Origin of the sequence: Amycolatopsis australiensis, assembly GCF_900119165.1 — a bacterium.
GTDB classification, from domain to species: Bacteria; Actinomycetota; Actinomycetes; order Mycobacteriales; family Pseudonocardiaceae; genus Amycolatopsis; species Amycolatopsis australiensis.
Genome location: NZ_FPJG01000006.1, coordinates 6,040,213 through 6,059,357 on the forward strand (window position 1 = coordinate 6,040,213; position 19,145 = coordinate 6,059,357).

At 73.0% G+C, this 19,145-nt stretch carries 17 protein-coding genes; 7 read left to right on the forward strand and 10 right to left on the reverse strand.

From position 1 onward, the window contains the following. The first annotated feature begins 6 nt into the window (after positions 1-6). Positions 7-1,236 (forward strand): MFS transporter, encoded by a 1,230-nt coding sequence (locus BT341_RS29525; protein WP_177328919.1) that lies wholly within the window; start codon positions 7-9, stop codon positions 1,234-1,236. A 47-nt stretch (positions 1,237-1,283) separates the two neighbouring features. Here BT341_RS29525 and BT341_RS29530 read toward each other — a convergent pair whose 3' ends face one another. The 3 genes from BT341_RS29530 to BT341_RS29540 are packed head-to-tail and all read right to left on the reverse strand — an operon-like array spanning position 1,284 to position 6,429. Beyond that, complete coding sequence (locus tag BT341_RS29530) at positions 1,284-2,174, reverse strand: ROK family protein (protein ID WP_072479384.1); 891 nt, start codon at positions 2,172-2,174, stop codon at positions 1,284-1,286. After that, on the reverse strand, positions 2,171-4,996 hold the full coding sequence (locus tag BT341_RS29535; protein WP_072479385.1) for a glycosyl hydrolase 2 galactose-binding domain-containing protein: 2,826 nt from the start codon (positions 4,994-4,996) through the stop codon (positions 2,171-2,173). Before BT341_RS29535 ends, BT341_RS29530 begins: the two co-directional genes overlap by 4 nt. Continuing rightward, complete coding sequence (locus tag BT341_RS29540; protein WP_072479386.1) at positions 4,993-6,429, reverse strand: APC family permease; 1,437 nt, start codon at positions 6,427-6,429, stop codon at positions 4,993-4,995. Before BT341_RS29540 ends, BT341_RS29535 begins: the two co-directional genes overlap by 4 nt. Positions 6,430-6,566: 137 nt before the next feature. Between BT341_RS29540 and BT341_RS29545 the strand changes: the two genes are divergently transcribed. Further along, on the forward strand, positions 6,567-7,739 hold the full coding sequence (locus tag BT341_RS29545; protein ID WP_072482249.1) for an ROK family transcriptional regulator: 1,173 nt from the start codon (positions 6,567-6,569) through the stop codon (positions 7,737-7,739). A 286-nt stretch (positions 7,740-8,025) separates the two neighbouring features. Here the strand turns inward: BT341_RS29545 and BT341_RS29550 are convergent, their stop codons facing one another. Then, positions 8,026-8,256 carry a hypothetical protein gene (locus BT341_RS29550; RefSeq protein WP_072479387.1) on the reverse strand — a complete coding sequence of 77 codons (231 nt, stop codon included), beginning with the start codon at positions 8,254-8,256 and terminating at the stop codon, positions 8,026-8,028. A gap of 231 nt (positions 8,257-8,487) precedes the next feature. Between BT341_RS29550 and BT341_RS29555 the strand changes: the two genes are divergently transcribed. Both BT341_RS29555 and BT341_RS29560 read left to right on the forward strand, forming a co-directional pair. Further along, positions 8,488-8,769 (forward strand): hypothetical protein, encoded by a 282-nt coding sequence (locus BT341_RS29555; protein ID WP_072479388.1) that lies wholly within the window; start codon positions 8,488-8,490, stop codon positions 8,767-8,769. A gap of 123 nt (positions 8,770-8,892) precedes the next feature. Next, a complete protein-coding gene (locus tag BT341_RS29560; protein ID WP_072479389.1) occupies positions 8,893-9,444 on the forward strand; it encodes a snapalysin family zinc-dependent metalloprotease in 552 nt (183 codons plus the stop codon). On the opposite strand, the gene BT341_RS29565 is transcribed toward BT341_RS29560, so the two are convergent. Beyond that, positions 9,432-10,853 (reverse strand): APC family permease, encoded by a 1,422-nt coding sequence (locus tag BT341_RS29565; protein WP_072479390.1) that lies wholly within the window; start codon positions 10,851-10,853, stop codon positions 9,432-9,434. The genes BT341_RS29560 and BT341_RS29565 overlap by 13 nt on opposite strands. Positions 10,854-10,973: 120 nt before the next feature. Here BT341_RS29565 and BT341_RS29570 point away from each other — a divergent pair, with 120 nt between their 5' ends. Next, positions 10,974-11,582 (forward strand): TetR/AcrR family transcriptional regulator, encoded by a 609-nt coding sequence (locus tag BT341_RS29570; protein WP_072479391.1) that lies wholly within the window; start codon positions 10,974-10,976, stop codon positions 11,580-11,582. Continuing rightward, positions 11,579-12,643 (forward strand): DmpA family aminopeptidase, encoded by a 1,065-nt coding sequence (locus BT341_RS29575; RefSeq protein WP_072479392.1) that lies wholly within the window; start codon positions 11,579-11,581, stop codon positions 12,641-12,643. The genes BT341_RS29570 and BT341_RS29575 overlap by 4 nt, the downstream gene beginning before the upstream one ends. Before the next feature lie 25 nt (positions 12,644-12,668). On the opposite strand, the gene BT341_RS29580 is transcribed toward BT341_RS29575, so the two are convergent. From BT341_RS29580 to BT341_RS29595, 4 genes are read right to left on the reverse strand one after another with little or no spacing between them, the layout of a single operon-like run. Beyond that, positions 12,669-13,133 carry a dihydrofolate reductase gene (locus BT341_RS29580; RefSeq protein WP_072479393.1) on the reverse strand — a complete coding sequence of 155 codons (465 nt, stop codon included), beginning with the start codon at positions 13,131-13,133 and terminating at the stop codon, positions 12,669-12,671. Continuing rightward, positions 13,130-13,927, reverse strand: a complete 798-nt coding sequence (locus BT341_RS29585) for a thymidylate synthase (RefSeq protein WP_072479394.1) — start codon at positions 13,925-13,927, stop codon at positions 13,130-13,132. Before BT341_RS29585 ends, BT341_RS29580 begins: the two co-directional genes overlap by 4 nt. Before the next feature lie 34 nt (positions 13,928-13,961). Next, positions 13,962-15,437: an FAD-dependent oxidoreductase gene (locus BT341_RS29590; protein ID WP_072479395.1), complete on the reverse strand. Its 1,476-nt coding sequence runs from the start codon at positions 15,435-15,437 to the stop codon at positions 13,962-13,964. A 4-nt stretch (positions 15,438-15,441) separates the two neighbouring features. Beyond that, positions 15,442-16,359, reverse strand: a complete 918-nt coding sequence (locus BT341_RS29595) for an AurF N-oxygenase family protein (RefSeq protein ID WP_072479396.1) — start codon at positions 16,357-16,359, stop codon at positions 15,442-15,444. A 106-nt stretch (positions 16,360-16,465) separates the two neighbouring features. Between BT341_RS29595 and BT341_RS29600 the strand changes: the two genes are divergently transcribed. Further along, positions 16,466-18,022 carry an adenylate/guanylate cyclase domain-containing protein gene (locus BT341_RS29600; RefSeq protein WP_072479397.1) on the forward strand — a complete coding sequence of 519 codons (1,557 nt, stop codon included), beginning with the start codon at positions 16,466-16,468 and terminating at the stop codon, positions 18,020-18,022. A gap of 7 nt (positions 18,023-18,029) precedes the next feature. Here BT341_RS29600 and BT341_RS29605 read toward each other — a convergent pair whose 3' ends face one another. Continuing rightward, positions 18,030-19,046, reverse strand: a complete 1,017-nt coding sequence (locus tag BT341_RS29605; RefSeq protein WP_072479398.1) for a zinc-dependent alcohol dehydrogenase — start codon at positions 19,044-19,046, stop codon at positions 18,030-18,032. Positions 19,047-19,145: the final 99 nt, after the last annotated feature.

The following is a 19,145-nucleotide window of genomic DNA, read 5'->3' on the forward strand; positions in this document are numbered from 1 at the left end:
GCGATCATGGGGGCTGTGGGCGTGACGAACAGGTGGGTGCGGCTGCAGGCCGTGGCGGTGTCCGGTTCGTCGGCGGAAGGCCTGATGCTCGCGGCGCTGCCGCTGCTGGCCGTCTCCGTCACCACCGATCCGCGCGAGGTCTCACTGGTCGATGTGGCGGGCCAGGCGCCGTGGCTGCTGCTGTCGCTCTTCGCCGGGGTGCTCATCGACCGCGTGCGGCGGACCGCCGTGCTCGCCTGGGCCTACGCCGTGCAGGCCGCGGCCGCCGTCGCGCTCGCCGTCCTCGCCTCCGCCGGGCTGCTCAGCCTGCCCGCGCTGCTCGTGGTCGCGTTCGTCGTCACCTCGGCGCAGGTGCTCGGCGACGGTGCCAGCGGCGCGCTCGTCCCCGAACTCGTCGAGCCGGCCCGGCTGGCGCACGCCAACGCGCGGCTGCAGGTCATCGACCGCGGTGTCGTGCAGTTCGTGGTGCCGCCGCTGACCGGCTTCCTGGTCGCGGTCAGCGCCGGGGCGCCCGCGTGGCTCGCCGCGGTGTTCGCGCTCCTCGCGCTGGTGCTGGTGCGGCGGATCCGGTCGGAGTCGGTCGTCGCCGCGCGGACCCACCCGCTGCGGGACCTCTCCGCCGGCCTCCGGCACCTGGTCCGGACCCCGCTGCTGCGCTCGATCACGGCCAACGTCGCGCTCGGCTCGTTCGCGGCGAGCGCGGGCAACTCGATGTTCGTCCTCTACGCGACCCAGGTGCTGCACGTCGGCTCGGTCGGCTACGGCCTGCTGCTCGCCTGTCTCGCCTTCGGCTGGATCGCCTCGTCGTTCGTCGTGCAGAAGGTCGTGGACCGCATCGGCTACTCGTGGTCGATGCGGATCGGGCAGAGCTTCGGCGTGGTGGCGCAGCTGCTGATCGCCGTCCTGCCGCCGTGGCCGCCGGTGATCGCGGTCGTGCTGGTTTCGCTGACCGCGACCGTGCTGCTGTGGAACGTCTGCTCGCAGTCGAGCCGCCAGCGCTTCACCCCGGCGCCGCTGCTCGGCCGGGTGCTGACCAGCCACCGGGCGCTCGCCTGGGGCCTGACCCCGCTGGGCGCGCTGACCGGCGGACTGGTCGCGGCGCACTGGGGGCTGCGCGCGGTGTGGGTGGTGGCCGCGGCGGTCCAGGCGGTGAGCGCGGTGCTCGTGTGGCGGACCCTCTCCCCCGCGGCCTTCCGCCGCGCCGAGCTGGCAACGGCGGAAGCCCAGCAGGTCTGATGCCGGGTGGCGCGCCGGGTCGGGGCACCGGCGCGCCACCCGGACGCCTAACCGCCCAGCGCCAGCGCCACCGCACCCAGCAGCGCCGCGTCCTGGTCGAAGCGGGCCGACACCAGCTCCGGCGGGAACGGGACCGCGTGGGCCAGCCGGTCCGCCAGCGCCGGCAGCAGCACGTCGGCCGAACGCACCAGGCCGCCGCCCACGGCGATGCGCTGCGGGTCCAGCGCGATCGCCAGGTTGGCCACGTGCATCGACAGCTCGTCCAGTGCCGCCGTCACCAGCTCCTTGGCCTCGACGTTCTCCTTGGCCAGGGCGAACAGCTCGCCGGCGGTGACCGGGCGGCCGAGCAGTTCGCTCGCCCGGCCGCCCAGCCCACGCCCACCGACGGCTTCCTCGAGCGGCGCCGCTCCGCTCGCGAAACCCTCGGTGTCCTGCGGCGAGCGCAGGTTGTACCCGATCTCGCCCGCAGCTCCGTTGGCGCCGGTCAGCAACCGGCCGCCGATCAGCACCGCCGCCGCGATGCCGGTGCCCAGCGACAGGAACACCGCCGGGTCGGCCCCGTCCAGCGCGCCCCACCGCCATTCCGCCAGCGCCGCCGCCTTCGCGTCCGTGCCCACGGAGATCGGCACGTCCGGGAACTCGGCGGCGACCAGCTCCGCCAGGTGCAGCTCCTCCCAGCCCGGCACGTTCGGCGCGAGGAGGATCCGGTCCGGCAGCACGATCCCCGGGCTGACGACGCCGATCGCGGTGGGGGTGACGCCGGCGTCGGCCAGGAGCGCCCGCGCCCCGGCCAGCGCCCGCACCACCACCTGCTCGGCCCCCGCCTGCGCGTCGGTGTCCAGCCGGCGCGTGGCCAGCAGGTTCCCGTCGCGGCCGGCGAGCCCCAGCGCCACCTTCGTGCCGCCGAAGTCGATCCCGAGAATCCGTTCCCCGCTCACTCCGAATACCCTCCGGTCCCCCGCACCACGATCCGTCCCGTGGTGAACCCGTCGACGCTGACCACCGGCGACGCGCCCCGCAGATCGGACGGCCGGTAGGTGGCGGTGAGCGTCTGCGACTGGCCCGGCCACAGCGTGATGTCGTTGTCGTCCCAGGTCGCGTTCGCGAGCTGGTTGTCGCCCGGCGCTTCCCGCCCGTCCGGCGTGCCGCGCCGCACGTCGGCCCGGAGGAAGAACGCCGCGCCCGGCGTCTTCGCGGTGTTCGTGACCGTCACCGTGGTGACGAGCGTGCCGCCGGGTCCCGGCTTCGTCGTGGCGACCGCGCCGACCTGCGACTTCGGCAGGTTCTGCAGCGCCTGCAGGTTGGCGTACTGCGAGAGCGTCGCCTGCGGGTTGCCGAGCGTCTTGGCCCAGTCGACGACGTCCTTCTGCGTGGAGAGCCAGTAGACGTTCCGGTCGACGACCTTCCCGTCCTGCTTCACCTGCAGCTCGACGAAGTAGACCTGCGCGGGCGCCGGCGCCTTCGTCTCGGCGGGCACCTTCGGCTTCAGGACGCCGGTCTTGACGCCCTGGCTGCCCAGGCTGATGCCGGACGCCGTCCGGTCGTCCAGGACGTTGCCCGCGGTGTCGATGACGCGGGCCTGCACCGAGAGCCCGGACTGCGTCGCCGCGCCGAGGTTGTCCAGCGTGACCGTGCCGTCGTCGTAGCCGTAGATCGCGTGCAGCGGCTTGTTCGCCTTCTGCGCGCCGAAATAGGCGCCCGGCTGGTCGCCGTCGTCGTTGTAGAGCGACCACAGCAGCGTCGGCCAGCCCTTGTTGAGCTGCCAGTAGACGACGCCGGTCGACGGGTTGGCCCGGTCCGTCGAGTGGTCGAGGAACGCCTCGAACTGCGAGCGGGTGTTCTCGTAGTTCGCGATGTTCGCGAGGTCCACATAGGACTCCAGCGAGTTCCACTTCCCGTACCGCTGCTGGATGGACTGGTCGAGCGTGTACAGCGTGCCGAACGCGTAGCCGCCGTGCCCTGGCTCGAAGTTCGCGTGGTACTGGTTGTACGCCGGGTCCTGCCACAGCTTCGCCTGCTCGGCCGGGGACAGGAACCGCTTGATCGAGTCGAGCGTCGGCACGGTGTGCCCGGCGCTCTGCTCGCTCGCGAAGCCCCACGCGCCGCCCGCGTTGGTCCGGCTGTCGTCGGAGGCGTCGAAGTGCGAGCGGTCGTACCAGTACGACGGCGGCACCCAGTCGTACGGGCCTTCCTTCTCCCCCGAGTTGCCCAGCGTGGGCGTGCTCTTGTACTCCGCCGAGGCGATCACCGGGACCTGGAAGTCCTCCTGCGCGAACGCGGAGAGCACGGCGTGCTCCTGGTTCGGGAACGGCTCGTTGTCGCTCCAGCCGTAGTTGAACACGCTGGGGTGGTTGCGTTCGCGCTGCGCGATGCTCACCGACGAGTCGTGGATGATCCGCAGGTCCCGCTCGCCCAGCTGCCCGGCGGTGTCCGGCTGCCAGGCGTCGCAGCACAGGAACCCGCCGATCACCAGCAGGCCGGCGCGGTCGGCCTGCTCGTAGAAGTCCTGCGGCATGTCGTGACCTTCGAGCCGGACGCCGGACAGGCCCAGGTTCTTGATCAGCGCGAGCTGGTGGGCGGTGTCGGCGGAGTCGTAGCGCAGGAACAGGTCCGGCGCGAAGCCGCCGCCGCGGAACACGAAGTCCCGGCCGTTGATCGTGAACTGCCGGGCGCCCGCCGGCAGCGCCGCCGACTTCCCGACCAGGCGCGAGGTCACCGTGCGGATGCCGAAGGTGCTCTTCGACGACGTCGACAGCACGCCGTGCTGCGAGACCGCGGTGGTCAGCGTGTACAGCGGCTGGCCGCCCATCGAGTACGGCCACCACAGCTGCGGGTGCGCGATCTTCACCGGCGCGAAGGTCACCGTCCGCTTGGTGCCGGCCGGGATCGTCACGCGCTGCTGCACGACGATCGGCGCCCCGGCAGGCGGGGTGATCGTCGCGGCGACGTCGCCGGTCTGCCGGCTGGCCGCGTTGTTGGTGACGTCGACCTTCACCGTGAGCGAAGAGCTGGACAGGTCGGGCGCGTTGTCCTGCACGACATGCGCGTTCTCGCCGGTCAGCGCGTCCGAGACCTGCAGCGTCGGGGCGAACTGGATGCCGGTGTTGTTGTCCGGCGGGATCTGGCTCCAGTCGACCTGGTCGAGCGTGTACATCTTCGTCGGGTCGTTCGGGTACACCTTGATGGCGAGCGTGTTGCGGCCCGGCTTCACGAGGTCGCTGACGTCGAAGGTGTGCCCGGCGAAGGCACCGCTGACGACGTCGCGGGTGGCGACGAGCTTGCCGTTCACCCAGACATCGCCTTCGCCGACGATGCCCGGGATGGTCAGCTTCGCGTACTGGCCGGGCCGGATGTCGGGGGTGAAGTCGGTGCGGTACCACCACGGGTCCGAGAACGGCTTGGTGACGACCGGGCCGAGCTTGTCGACGTAGCCGAAGCACTGGCGCATCCGGTCGGAGACGAACACGTCCGGGCACTTGCCGTTCTGCAGCAGCGCGGTGATCTCGGTGCCGGGCGCGCCGGCGTCGTCCGGCTTGACGCGCAGCCAGCCGCCGGTGGCGTAACCCGGCGTCGAGACCTTGTCACCGCCGTCCTTGACGTTCGCGGTGGTAAGGACCTGCCACCCGGACTGGCCGATCGTGCTGAGGCCGTGCGGGCTCGCCGTTTCGGCCCGGACGTCCTGCGCGGCGGCGGGTCCGGCCACGCCGACGACCCCGGGCACCAGCAGCAGTGCCGCGAGCAACGCGAGTTTCCGGCTCATGCCGCCGTCCCTTCGGTGAAGGCTTCCTTGATCTCCTTGGGCCCGAACGGCCACGTGCGCTCGGCGCTGGCGTAGAGCAGGTACGCCACGACGCCGAGGATGATCCAGCCCACCGAGAGCGCCTTCGAAAGCCAGTCGGCCGAGAAGTAGATGTAGACCCAGCCGACGAGCGCGATGAGCGTCGGGACCGGGTAGAACCGCTGCCGGTACGGCCGCTTGAGGCCGGGCTGGCGGCGGCGCAGCACCACGATCGCGGCGACCTGCGCCAGCGACTGGATGATGACCAGCGTCGCGACGGCCGCGTTGATCACCGTGGTGAGGGTGAACAGCGAGCCGAGGATCGTGATGGCGCCCATGGTGAGCACGCCCGCGGTGGGCAGGTGCAGCTTCGGGTGCAGGTTGCCGAACATCGGCAGGAACACCTTGTCGCGCGCGGCTTCGAACGGCACGCGCGAGCCGCCGAGCAGGCCGGCGAACACCGAGCCGATCGCGGCGATGACGATGAGGACGGTGATCGCCTTGGCGGCGCCGGTGCCCCACACCTGCTCGAGCACCGACGAAGCAACCGACTTCGCTTCCTTCAGCTGCTCCAGCGGGATCGAGCCGAGCACGCCGACCTGCAGCAGGAAGTACAGGCCCATGATGCCGAGGATGGAGAAGATGATCGACCGCGGCAGCGTCCGGCCCGGGCTGCGGACCTCGCCGCCGAGGTAGGCCGTCGTGTTGTAGCCCAGGTAGTCGTAGATGGCGATGATCAGGCCGGCGCCGAGGCCGCCCCAGAACGTGCCGTCGCCGGCGGAGCTGAACGCACCGGGGGTGAAGGCGAACGCCTGCGTGGCGCTGAAGTGCGAGAACGCCGCGACGATCGTCGCGAGCACGGCGGCCAGCATGACCACGAACAGGACCGTGGTGAGCTTGGAGATCTGGCCGATCTTCCGGAACAGCGCGAGGATGATCACGAGCGTGATGCCGACACCGATGATCTTGCCCAGCGGTGTCGTGCCCGCGTCGTCGGTGACGCCGGGGATCAGGTAGCCGAGGTACTGGACGAGGCCGATGATGCCGGTGGACATGATCAGCGGGATGAAGAGCACCGCGCTCCACACGAACAGGAACGGCATCAGCCGCCCGGTGCGGTACTGGAACGCCTCGCGCAGGTAGAGGTAGGTGCCGCCGGCGCCCGGCATGGCGGCACCGAGCTCGGCCCAGATGAGCCCGTCGGCCAGCGCGACGATCGCCCCGATGATCCAGCCGAACATCGCCTGCGGGCCACCCATGGTGGCGACCATCGCGGGAATCGTGACGAACGGGCCGATACCGCACATCTGGGTCATGTTGATCGCGGTGGCCTGCAGCGGGCCGATCTTGCGTTCAAGGGCCGGTTGCGCGGGAACCGCGGCTCCGGGGTCCCCTGAACGAGTGGGTGAACTCACGACGTGCCTCCGTCCGGTAGTTAGTAAAGTTTCTTAACATAGAACGGCCGGAGCCGGAAGGGTTCCGGCGATAACCATGCGGCAACGCAGGAGGGCCAGTGGGGCAAAACGGGCCGCAGGTCGGAACTCCGGCGAACATGCGGGCGCTCAACCAGCGTCTGGTGCTCGACCGGTTGCGCGCACACGGCGAGGCCACGCGGCCGCAGATCGCGGCGGGCACGGGGTTGTCGAAGCCCACGGTGGGCCAGGCGCTCCTCGACCTCGAGCAGCATGGATTGGTCCGGACCACGGGCCGCAGCCTGGCCGGGGCCGGGCGTGCCGCGGTGGTCTACCGCGCGGCGCCGGACGCGGGACACGTCGTGGGCGTCGACATCGGACGGCGCGCCATCCGGATCGCCGTCGCCGACCTGGACGGCAGCATCGTCGCGCGGCTCGACGAGCCCAACCGGTGCCGCTCCGCGAGCGCACTGGTGCGCACGGTAAGCGAATCCGTCGGCCGCGCGGTGGCTTCGGCGGGCTTGGCCGCGCACGACGTCGTCGCGACGGTGGTGGGCACACCGGGCGTGCCGGACCCGGCGACCGGCACGGTCCACCGCGCGCCGAACCTGCCCGGCTGGGAGCGCCGCGGGCTGCTGCACGAGCTCGTCGCGGCGCTGGCCGGGTCGGGCGCGGACGTGGTGGTGGAGAACGACGCGAACCTGTGCGCGGTGGGCGAGCACGCGCTCGGGGCGGCGCTGGGCGTGGACGTCGTGGTGTGCCTGACGGTCGGGACGGGGATCGGGATGGGCCTGCTGGTGAACGGCCGCCTGTTCCGCGGCGCCCACGGCGCGGCGGGCGAGATCGCGGACCTGCCGTACGGCCCCCTCCCGGCGGCGGCACCGGCACGCCGGCCGGGCCCGATGGAGACGGCGGCGGCGGGCCAGGCGGTGGTGGCGGCCGCCCACGCACTGGGGCTGGCGAAGGCGCGTACGGCAAAGGACGTCTTCCGGCTGGCCCGCGCGGGCGACGACCGGGCGCTGCGGGTGGTGGCGGAGGAAGCGGAGAAGCTGGCGTACGTGGCGTCGGCGGTGACGGCGGTCCTGGACCCGCAGCTGATCGTGTTGGCGGGCGGGATCGGCGGCAACGCGGACCTGCTGGTCCCCCCGATGCGGCGGGCCCTGGCGGCGACGGTGCCATCGGTGCCGGAGATCGTGGCGGGTCAGCTGGGCGAGGACGCGGTACTGGCGGGCGCCATCGCGACGGCGTTGGAGACGGCGCGGGACCTGGTGTTCGACCGCCGGGGCCTCCCGCGAGCGGCGGGAGAGGGGTAGCTCGCGGGCTGTCGGGCACCGGACGCAGGCTGCGGCCTGGCGGACGGGAGCTGCGGATTTCCGCGCGGAGCCGCCACACCCCCGCGGCCCAGCGCACGCGAGCCGGGAACTTCGCCGCCGACCCGCCACCGCCCGCATCACGCGAGCCGCGACCTCAGCCGCCGAGCCGCCACACACCCCCGCCGCCCAGCGCACGCGAACCGGGAACTTCACCCGCCGCCGCCCGCATCACGCGAGCCGCGACCTCAGCCGCCGAGCCGCGCGCCGTCGCCTCGGCCGCCGGGGCTCAGTCCGATGGGCCCCGCAGCGTCAGCACCACGCGCAGCACGTGCTCCACCGCCGTCGGGAACGGGGCTCCTCGCAGCTCGCCGCGCTCCGCCAGGTTCGCCGCCGCGAACTCCAGCACGCGCTCCGGGCCGCCTCGGCGGACCACCAGTGCCGCCAGTTCCTCGAGGTCCAGGTCCGGGTGGTCCAGCCGGGTCAAGGCGAACTCGACGATCAGCTCCTCCGCCGTCATGTCCACCTCCGTCCCCCATCCTAGGCGCTTTCCTCTTAACACTTGATCGGCCGGACTGCGAGCCCCGATGCGGTGACGTCCGGGCCGATGGCAGGCACCGAAAGCAGGCAGGTTTAGGCCGTTTGGCGGGTATCGCCCGCAATCGGGTACAGCCGGGTGAAGATCCGCCGATCCGGACGATCCGGTCAGTCATGATGCAGGACCCCACCCGGCGGCGGATCGGAGGCGACAATGGGCGCGCATCGGCAGCAGACCCGGCCGGGGATCCGGCGCCCGCGGCACGCCCTGCCCGCCCGTTGGTGGCCGCCCGTCCTGCTGGCCGGCTCCGTGGCCGCCGTGATCCCCGGGGACACCGTCGGCGGGCTGCTGGCCGGCACGATCGTCCTCGTGGCCCTGACCGCGCTCGCCGCCGCGCGGCGGGCTCTCGGGCACGCCGCCGTGCGCGTCGATCTCATCCTCGCCGAGGAACTGGCGGCCGCGCCGGAGCGCTCCGGTTTGTCAACCCGCGGATAGTGTTGGTAAATCACCACTTTCGCCGCCCTACGTAAGTCGGCTCCGGGACGGCCGGGCAACGCGGTAGCTTCTCGACAGCGCGCGCAAATCCGGCAAATCCCCGTCCCCACGAGGAGTCTTCCGATGTCGAAAAAGTTCGCCCTGGCCGGCGCCGTCGCGCTCGCCCTGACCATGACCCCGCTCGCCGCCGGGACCGCGTCGGCCGCCACCGAGCAGCAAGCCGCGGTCACCACGGTCTACTACAGCACCGCGAACGCGCCGACGTTCCGCTCGGTGATCAACGCCGGCGCCGCCAACTGGAACAACAGCGTCACCAACGTCCGGCTGGTCGAGCGCAACTCCGGCGCCAGCCTGCGCTACACCGAGGGCAACGACCCCCGCGGCTCCTACGCTTCGACCAACGGGCACGGCAGCGGCACCATCTTCATCGACTACACCCAGGCCCGCCAGTACAACCCGACCCGCATCGCGGCCCACGAGACCGGCCACGCCCTCGGGCTGCCCGACCACTACTCGGGCCCGTGCTCGGAGCTGATGTCGGGCGGCGGCCCCGGCCCGTCGTGCACCAACGCCTTCCCGAACGCGACCGAGCGCGCCCGGGTGAACTCGCTGTGGGCCAACGGCCTCGTGGCGACGGACCAGCGGCGGGTCCACGAAACGATCTACGGCTTCTGATCGGTCCGCGCGCCGGTGGCCCCCGGGTCGCCGGCGCGCTCCGGTGGTTCTTCCGCCACGACGTCCTCGGCGAGCTGCCAGCCCCCGCGCCGGCGCAGCACCACCCCGTAGTACACCGCCGCCAGCACCACGATCGCCGCGGTGACGAGCAGGCTCGGCCGGCCCACCGCCGGGTCCAGCAGGTTCTGGTAGACCACGAACACCAGCACCGCCAGCGCCAGCACCGGCGCCACCGGGAACCACGGCATCCGGTACCGCGCGTGCGCGGTCGAGCCCGTGCGGCGGCCGATGATCGCGCCCAGGCACAGGGCCGCGTACACCGCCACGATCGACGTGCTCGTCACCACCAGCAGCAGCTGCGGGTCGACGTAGCACAGCAGCGCCGCCACCACCCCCGTCCCGGCCGTGGCCACCCACGGCGTGCCGAAGCGCGGGTGCACCGCGGCGAGCGCCCGGCTGACCGCGCCGGGCCACGCGCGGTCGCGGCCGCTGCTGAACACCAGCCGCGAGCTGATCAGCACGATCGCCAGCACCGCGTTCATGATCGCGAGCGCGACGGCGAGGCTGAGCACCGTGTCGAGCGTGCCGCCGCCGCGGGCGGAGATGAACGCCGACAGCATGTTCTCCGCGCCGAACAGCTGCCCGAGATCGGGCGCGCCCACCAGCACCGCCGTCACCGGGACCAGTTCGGCGACCACGGTGATGGCGAGCGCCATGAGGATCGCGCGGGCGATGCCGCGCGGCGCGTCCTGGGTCTCCTCGCCGAAGTACACCGCGGAGCCGTAGCCGTTGTAGGCGAACATCGCCACCGACGTCGCGATCGCGATGGCGCCGACCGTCGCCGGGCCGCCCCCGGCCGCCACCGGGTGGGCGAGCAGGTCGGTGACCGGCCGGGCCGGGTGCACCAGCCCGAGCGCGCCGACCACCACCAGCGCGAGGATCTCGATGGCGAGGAAGACGCCGGTGACCCACGCGTTGAGCTTGATGTCGAACACGCCGACCACGGCGGCCAGCACGCACGTCGCGGCCGCGACCGACGGCCCGGGCAGGCCGGGCCACAGCACGCCCAGGTAGGTGCCGACGCCGAGCGCGATCACCGCGACGATGAGCACCTGCGTGATGATCATCAGGCCCAGCACGGCGAAGCCGGGCAGCCGGCCCAGCGTGCGGGTCACGATCGCGTATTCGCCGCCCGCCAGCGGGAACGCCGAAGCGAGCTCCGCGTACACGAACGCCATGAACACGCCGACGACCGCGGCGGCCGCGAAGCTGTAGAACGCGCCGGTCCCGGCGCCGGTGAGCACGCCCGGCGCGATGATGAACACCGACGACGCGGGGCTGATGGCCGAGAGCGTGATGAGCAGGGTGCCGAGGGTGCGTAGACCGCGGCGCAGCGGCGGGGTGGTCACGAGCGGGCCTCCAGTTCTCTGAAGCTGCTTCGAATAACCAAGGTGAGCACGCATCAAAGGCCGTGTGAACAGCGAAGTCAAGCCCTTGCGTTTTTCGAAGATCGTTTGAACAATGAGGCCATGGCACGACCGAGCAGGGCTCCCGAGCGGCGGGCCGAGCTGATCGCGGTGGCGCGCCGGGCCGTCGTCGAGCGCGGGGTGCTCAACCTGCGGCTGCGCGACATCGCCGACGGCGCGGGCCTGTCTTCGGGCTCGGTGCTCTACTACTTCCCCACTCTCACCGACCTGCTGCAGGAGGTGCAGCAGGAGGCCGTCGAGCGGTTCTGCACCCAGCGCGAACAGGCGGCGCGGCACGGGGATCCGGCGCAGCGGCTGGTCGCCACGATCCGCAGCGGCCTGCCCACCGGCCCCGGCGACGAACTGTGCGTGCTGCTCTACGAGCTCGGCACGATCGCCCGGCGCGACCCCGCGTACGCCGCCCGGCACATCGCGCTGTACGAGCGGCAGGTGCGCGTCTACACCGGAATCCTCGAAGCCGGCGCCGCCACCGGCGAGTTCGCCCTCACCGCCGACGCCGTGGCGATCGCGCGCAACCTCGTCGCGCTCGAAGACGGCTACGGCCTGCACCTCACCCAGGCCGTGCCGACGCTAGACCGCGCCACCGCCGAAGCGATGCTGCTGTCCTACGCCCGCACCGCCACCGCCTGCGCACTGGAGGATCCGTCATGACCCGCGCCCGCGACCTGGGTGTCCCGCTGCCCGGCCGGCCCGGCACGCACAACGCGCTCACCGACGTCCCCGGCGTCGAAGTCGGCTACACGACGCTGGCCGAGGGCGAGTCGGTGCGCACCGGCGTCACCGCGATCCTGCCCCGCGGCCGCGCGGATTTCGCCGTGCCGTGCGCCGCGGGGACCTTTTCGCTCAACGGCAACGGCGAGATGACCGGGACCGCGTGGCTGGCCGAAACCGGGTCGCTGAGCCTGCCGGTGCTGATCACCAACACCCACGCCGTCGGGCCGTGCCACCGCGGCGTGATCGACTGGGTGGTGCGCGAACGGCCCGACGTCGCGGCGGAGTGGCTGCTGCCGGTGGTCGCCGAGACCTGGGACGGCTACCTCAACGACATCAACGCCCCCACCATCCACAGTGGACACGCGATCGCGGCGCTCGACGCCGCGCGCGGCGGCCCGGTCGCGGAGGGCTCGGTCGGCGGCGGCACGGGCATGACCTGCTACGGCTTCAAAGGCGGCACCGGCACGGCGTCCCGGCTGGTCGCCCACGGCGCGGACGAGTACACCGTCGGCGCGCTGGTGCAGGCCAACTTCGGCAGCCGCCGCGAGCTCACGATCGCCGGCTCGCCGGTGGGGCTCTCGCTGACGGCCGACAACCCGATGGAGGACTGGGCGGCGGCGCCGTCCGGCGCCGGCTCGGTGATCGTCGTGGTCGGGACGGACGCGCCGCTGCTGCCGGGCCAGTGCACGGCGCTCGCCCGCCGCGTCCCGCTGGGCCTGGCCCGCACCGGCACGACCGGCTCGCATTTTTCCGGCGACCTGTTCCTGGCCTTCAGCACGGCGAACCCGGGCGCGCTCACCAGCACGTTCCCGCGCACGGCCGAGGCGGAGTACGAGAGCCTGCGGTTCGTGCCGTGGGGCCGGATCGACCCGTTCTTCGAAGCGGTGGTGCAGGTGGTCGAGGAAGCGGTGCTCAACGCGCTGGCGGCCGGCCGCGAGACGGCAGGCCACCGCGGCCGCCGGGTACCCGGGGTGCCGGCCACCGCGTGGCCGCGCTGAGGACGCGCCGGCGGACGGCGGTGCGTCAGGCGGGCCCCCACGTCAGGAACCGGTAATGCAGCCCGGTCGACGACTCCTGCCACGCCCCCACGGCGTCCGGCTCGCGGCCGATCTCCGGCGCCCGCGTGTCGCCCTCGAACGTCTCGCGGATCTCGGTCACCACGATCCGGTCCGCGAAAGGCAGCGCCGCCCGGTAGACCGCCGCGCCGCCGATCACCCAGCCGTCGCCCGAAACCTCCGCGAGCGCCCGCGGCAGCTCCGCAAACGTCGCCACGCCGTCCTGCGGCGTCCGCGACAGCACGATGTTGCGCCGGCCCGGCAGCGGGCGGAACCGCGGCGGCAGCGACTCCCACGTGCGGCGGCCCATCAGGACCGTCGCGCCCGCGGTCAGCGTGCGGAAGTGCTTCAGGTCCTCCGGCAGGTGCCACGGGAGCGTGCCGTCGCGGCCGATGACGCCGTTCGCCGACTGGGCCCAGACCAGCCCGATCACACCGCCACCGGGGCCTTGATGCCGGGATGCGGGTCGTAGCCGTCCAGCGCGATGTGCTCGTAGGTGTAGTCGAACAGGCTGTCCGCCGGCTTCAGGCTCAGCGTCGGGAAAGGCCGTGCGTCGCGGGCGAGCTGGGTGCGGACCTGGTCGACGTGGTTGTCGTAGATGTGGCAGTCGCCGCCGGTCCAGACGAAGTCGCCCACGCCGAGGCCGGCCTGCTCGGCGATCATGTGCGTCAGCAGCGCGTAGCTGGCGATGTTGAACGGCACGCCCAGGAACAGGTCGGCGCTGCGCTGGTACAGCTGGCAGGACAGCTCCCCGCCGGCGACGTAGAACTGGAAGAACGCGTGGCACGGCGGCAGCGCCATCCGCGGGATGTCCGCGACGTTCCACGCCGACACGACGATCCGCCGCGAGTCCGGGTTTTCCCGCAGCGTGCGCAGCACCTCGGCGATCTGGTCGACGTGCCCGCCGTCCGGGGTCGGCCACGAGCGCCACTGGACGCCGTAGACCGGGCCGAGGTCGCCGTCCGGGCCGGCCCACTCGTCCCAGATCGTCACGCCGTGGTCCTGCAGCCACCGCACGTTCGAGTCGCCGCGCAGGAACCACAGCAGCTCGTAGGCGATCGAGCGGAAGTGGACCTTCTTCGTGGTGATCAGCGGGAAGCCGTCGGCCAGCCGGTAGCGCAGCTGGTGCCCGAAGACCGACCGCGTGCCCGTGCCGGTGCGGTCCGCCTTGCGGGCGCCGGTGCCGAGAACGTGGCGGAGCAGGTCTTCGTACTGCGTGTCGGGCATGCCCGGGAGCCTAGACGAGCCGCGGCGCCGCCCGTCAGCCGCGGCGGAGCAGCTTCGCCGGCCTCCGCCGCGGCCCGCGGGTCCGCAGCCGGCCGGCCACGGCGTCCGCCAGCAGCGCGCCGACCGTTTCGCGGGCGCACGCCTTGTTCGCCCCGATCCCACCCGACGGGCCGCGCTTGATCCAGCCCGCCACGTAGGTTCCCGCCTCGACGCGGCCGGCCACGTTCGGCACGGTCCCGGTCGCCTCGTCGAACGGCAGGCCCGGCACCGGCGCGCCGCGGAAGCCCGCCGCGCGCACGACCCGGCCGGCGCCGATCTCCACCTCGCCGTCCGGGCCGGTCACCCGGACGCCGCGGACCTCGGTGTCGCCGGTGAAGGCGACCGGGGCCGAGTGGAACCGCAGCACGATCCGGCGCACGCCGTCCGGCGGCGGCGCCGACCAGTCCACGGTCTCCCGCGGAATTCCCCGCAGCAGCGCGGCCTTGTCCTCGGGCGAGGCGGCGTCGATGGCCGCGGCGACCCTGGGGTCGTGCGCGTCCACGACGACGTTGCCGCGGGCGGCCAGTGCGAGCAGTTCGGGACGCGTGTACGCCGCTTCCGACGGGCCGCGGCGGGCCAGCAGCACGACCTCGCGCACCTCGCCCGACCGCAGCCGGGCCAGGGCGGCGGGCGCGATCGGTGTGCCGGCCAAGGCGTCCGGCTCGGCGGTCAGGATCCGCGCGATGTCGAGGGCCACGTTCCCGGTTCCCACCACGACCACCCGCTCGGCCGAGAGGTCGACGGCGTCCGGTGCGATGTCCGGGTGGCCGTTGTACCAGCCCACGACCGAAGCCGCCGGGAGGCTGCCGGGGAGGTCCTCCCCCGGCACGCCGAGCCGCCGGGCCTCCGTCGCCCCGACCGCGTAGATCACCGCGTCGTGCCGGCCGGCCAGTTCGGGCCCGGCCGCAACGCCGAGCCGCAGCCGCAGCCGCGGGTGGTCGTGGAACCGCGCGAACGTCTCGCCGATCTTCTTCGTCGACGGGTGGTCGGGCGCGACGCCGTAGCGGATCAGGCCGCCGGGCACCGGCAGCCGGTCGATCAGCGTGACGCGGGCGTTCGTGTGCAGCAGCAGGTCTTCGACGGCGTACATGCCCGCCGGACCCGTCCCGACGACCGCGACGTCCAGCGGCGCGAAGTCGCTCGGCAGGACCCGCTTGAACTCCGGCGGCGCCCACCGGTGGAAGTTGGGGGCCACGGCCGCCTCGGTGAGGACGTCCCGGTCCGCGTAGTACTGCGCGTTGATCTCCTCGTAGGCGCGCAGCGGCCCGGTCAGGTCGCCGGCCGGGAAGATCGCGTCGACCGGGCACGCGTCGGCGCAGGCGCCGCAGTCGATGCAGGTGCCCGGGTCGATGTAGAGCATTTCCGTGCGCCCGAAGTCCGGCTCGTCCGGCGTCGGGTGGATGCAGTTGACCGGGCAGACCGACACGCACGACGCGTCGGCGCAGCAGGTCTGGGTGATCGCGAAGGCCATGGCGTCAGATGAGGTCGGCGCGCTTGTAGAACCACAGCGCCGGCTTGGTCAGCAGCCCGGCGGAGTGCAGGAACTCCATCAGCCCGGAGCAGCTCGAGCGCAGCATCGACTTGTGGTGCTCGTTGGCCTTCGCCTCGCGCCGCGCGCGCTTGCCGTCGAGCCCGGCGTTCTCGTAGACCTTGGCGTTCACCATGCTGGTCACGATGAAGTACGACGCGATCGCGACGACCAGGCCGTTGATCTGGCGGCGCAGCCACCCGGCGCCTTCGAGCCGCTCGCGGGTCTCTTCGCGGGCGAACTTCATGTGCCGCGACTCTTCGACGACGTGGATGTTGTTGATGGTGCGCACGAACGGGACGACCCGCTCGTCGCGCATCCAGTCGCGCTGCATGACGTCGAGGACCTCTTCGGCGACGAGGATCGCCGCGTAGGCGGCCTCCCCGGTCGCGGTGGCCTTGAAGATCCGGCCCAGCTCGACGACGAACCGGCGCGGCCGGTAGGCGGGCGCGCGCAGCTTGGCGGCGCCGCGGGCGAACATGATCGAGTGACGGCACTCGTCGGCGATCTCCGTCAGCGCCCACTGGAAGGCCGGGTCGGTCGGGTCCTTGGCGTAGAAGTCGCGCAGCACCATCTGCTGCAGGATCATCTCGAACCAGATCCCGGTGCTGGCCACCGACGCCGCCTCCTGGCGGGTCAGCTCGCGCTGCTGCTCCGGCGTCATCTCGGCCCAGTAGGACGTGCCGTAGAGCGTGCTCCACTCGGGGCTGGCGCCGTGGAAGCCCGTGTCCAGCGGCGTCTCCCAGTCGACCTCCTTGACGGGGTCGTACGAGAGCTGCTCCGACGAGTCCAGCAGCCGGCGCGCCGTGGTCTCGCGGTCCGAAGACCCCACAGCCGCCGCTTCACGTTCGCTGACGCTGGTCATCGCCGACCTCCTTTTCAGGTGTTACCCGAGTTCACTGTTACCAACCGTAACACATACTCCGCGACCCGTCTTCCGGCAACTCAGTGAACATCCGTACACTCAGCTGGTGAACTCGGTGCGCACGACGGCAGGGCCGTTCGGCTCCGGGCTGCTCGGCCCGCTGGACCAGGACGCCGCCGCGTTGCGGCGGCGCGTCCAGCGGCTGCTGACCGCCGCCCTGATCGCCACCAACGTCATCGGCGCGCTCGTCGTCGTGGGGCTGGCCGCGCTGCTCATGCCCGCCCCCGGGATGTCGGGCGACCTCGTGCGCGTCACCGCGATCGCGGTGCCCGCCTACGTCGTCTCCGCGGTCGTCGTCGGGACGCTGTGGGGCACGCGCGGCGCGCTCCGGACGCTGCGCTGGGCCGCCGACGGCCGCCGGCCGACCGACGCCGAGCGGGCCGCCAGCCTGCGCGTGCCGCTGCGGCTCACCCTCGTGCAGGCCGTGCTGTGGGGTGTCGCGACGCTGCTGTTCGGCGGGCTGGCCGCGCTCGTGCAACCCGCCGTCGTGCTCACCGAGCTGCTCGTCGTCGCGTTCGCGGCGGTCGTCGTCTGCGCCATCGCGTACCTGTTCGGCGAGTTCTCGCTGCGGCCGTACGCGGCCCGGGCGCTCGCCGGCACCGCCCCGCCGCGTCCGCCCAACGGCGGTGTCAACCTGCGGATGCTGCTGTTCTGGTGCCTCGGCACCGGTGTCCCGGTGGCCGGGCTCGTGGTCACGGCGGTGCTGGCGTGGGTGCGCGGCGACGTCTCCACCACCAAGCTCGCCGTGTCGGTCATCGCGCTCGGCCTGGTCGTGCTGTGCTTCGGCCTGCTGGTCACGGTGTTCACCGCGCGCGCGGTGGTCAACCCGATCTCCTCGGTCCGGGACGCGCTGGGCCGCGTGCGGGCCGGCGACTTCGCCGTCACGATCCCGGTCTACGACGGCACCGAGCTGGGCCTGCTGCAGGCCGGGTTCAACGACATGGCGGCCGGGCTGGCCGAACGGGAACGGCTGCGCGACCTGTTCGGCAGGCACGTCGGCCACGAGGTCGCGATCGAGGCCATGCGGACGGCGACCGAGCTGGGTGGCTCGGTGCGCACGGTGTCGGTGCTGTTCGTCGACCTCGTCGGGTCGACGGCGCTGGCCGCGAGCCGTCCGCCCGAGGAGGTCGTCGGCCTGCTCAACCGGTTCTTCGCGGTGGTCGTCGACGAGGTCGGCCGGCACCACGGGCTGGTCAACAAGTTCGTCGGCGACGCCGCGCTGGCCGTCTTCGGCGCCCCGGCGCCGCTGGCGGACCACGCGACGTGCGCGCTGGCCGCCGCCCGCGCGATCACCCGGCGGCTGGCCGCCGAGGTGCCCGACGGCCCGGCGGGCCTCGGGGTCGCGACCGGCGACGCGGTCGCGGGCAACGTCGGCGACCCGCGCCGGTTCGAGTACACGGTGATCGGCGACCCGGTCAACGAAGCCGCCCGGCTGACCGAGCTGGCCAAGACCGCACCCGGCAGGCTCCTGGCCTCCTGGACGGCCGTCGAGGCCGCGTCGGCCGCGGAAGCGGAACAGTGGAAGGCCACCGAGGACGTGACGCTGCGCGGCCGCAGCCGCCCGACGACCCTGGCGGTCCCCCGCCCGGCGGGCGGCGCGTGACCGGCGGCTACGGCTTCCGCGGGTCGATGTGGATCTTCGGCCCCGGCCCGGCGCGGTACTGCCCGGCGAGCACGGCGCCGACCTCGTCGAGCCCGACCGTCGCCGCGACCAGCGGCCGGGGGTCGACGGCCCCGCTGCCGTAGGCGGCGATCGTGTCGGCCAGCCCCGGGGACGCCGACAGCACGCCGACCGCGGTGACGTCCTTCAGCACCAGCGCGCGCGTGTCGAGCAGGCTGGGACGGCCGGCGAGCCCGATGCCGACGACCCGCCCGGCCGGCTCGACGAGGTCCACGGCCAGCGCGGGAGCCTCGGCGGCGCCGGTGGCGTCGACGACGGCGTCGAACGGCAGGTCCGGGAGCGTCTCGCGGGTCCACACGTGCTCGAAGCCGAGGCTGCGGGCGAAGCTGCCGTCGCCGACGCCCATGAGGTGGACTTCGGCGCCCGCGGCGCGCAGGAACATCGCGGTCAGCAACCCGATCGTCCCGGGGCCGAGGACGAGGGCCCGGTCACCCGGTCCGGCACCGGTGGCCCGCGCCGCGCGCAGGGCGTTGCCGCCCGGCTCCACGAGGGCGCCGAGCACCGCGTCCACCTCGGCGGGCAGCGCGTGCAGCGACCACGCGGGAACGGCGAGCTGCTCGGCCAGCGCGCCGGGCCGCCCGCCGCGGATGCCGACCTCCTGCCGGTTCTCGCAGGTGTGCTGGTGGCCTTTCCGGCAGCGGCGGCAGGTCCGGTCCCCGAGCATGGTGTCGCCCATGACGCGGCGACCGAGCCAGGCGGGGTCCACGCCGGCCCCGACGGCGGAGACGGTGCCCGCCCACTCGTGCCCGAGCCGCATCGGGTAGGCGGAGTGCCCTTGGTGCAGGTAGGCCATCTCGCCGGTGAAGAACTCGACGTCGGTCCCGCAGACCCCGGCGCGTTCGACATCGACGACGACCTCCCCCACCGCCGCCCGCGGCGCCGGGACCTCCCGCACGGAACACTCCCGCGGTCCGGTGAGCACGAAGGCCCGCATGGTGGAAGACATGGCTGCATGCTCGCATCCGCACGCGGAATCCGGCCCGGCCGGGCGGCCGGACCGCCACCACGTGCCGGGCCGCAGGCCGAGCACCCGCGGCCGACGAGG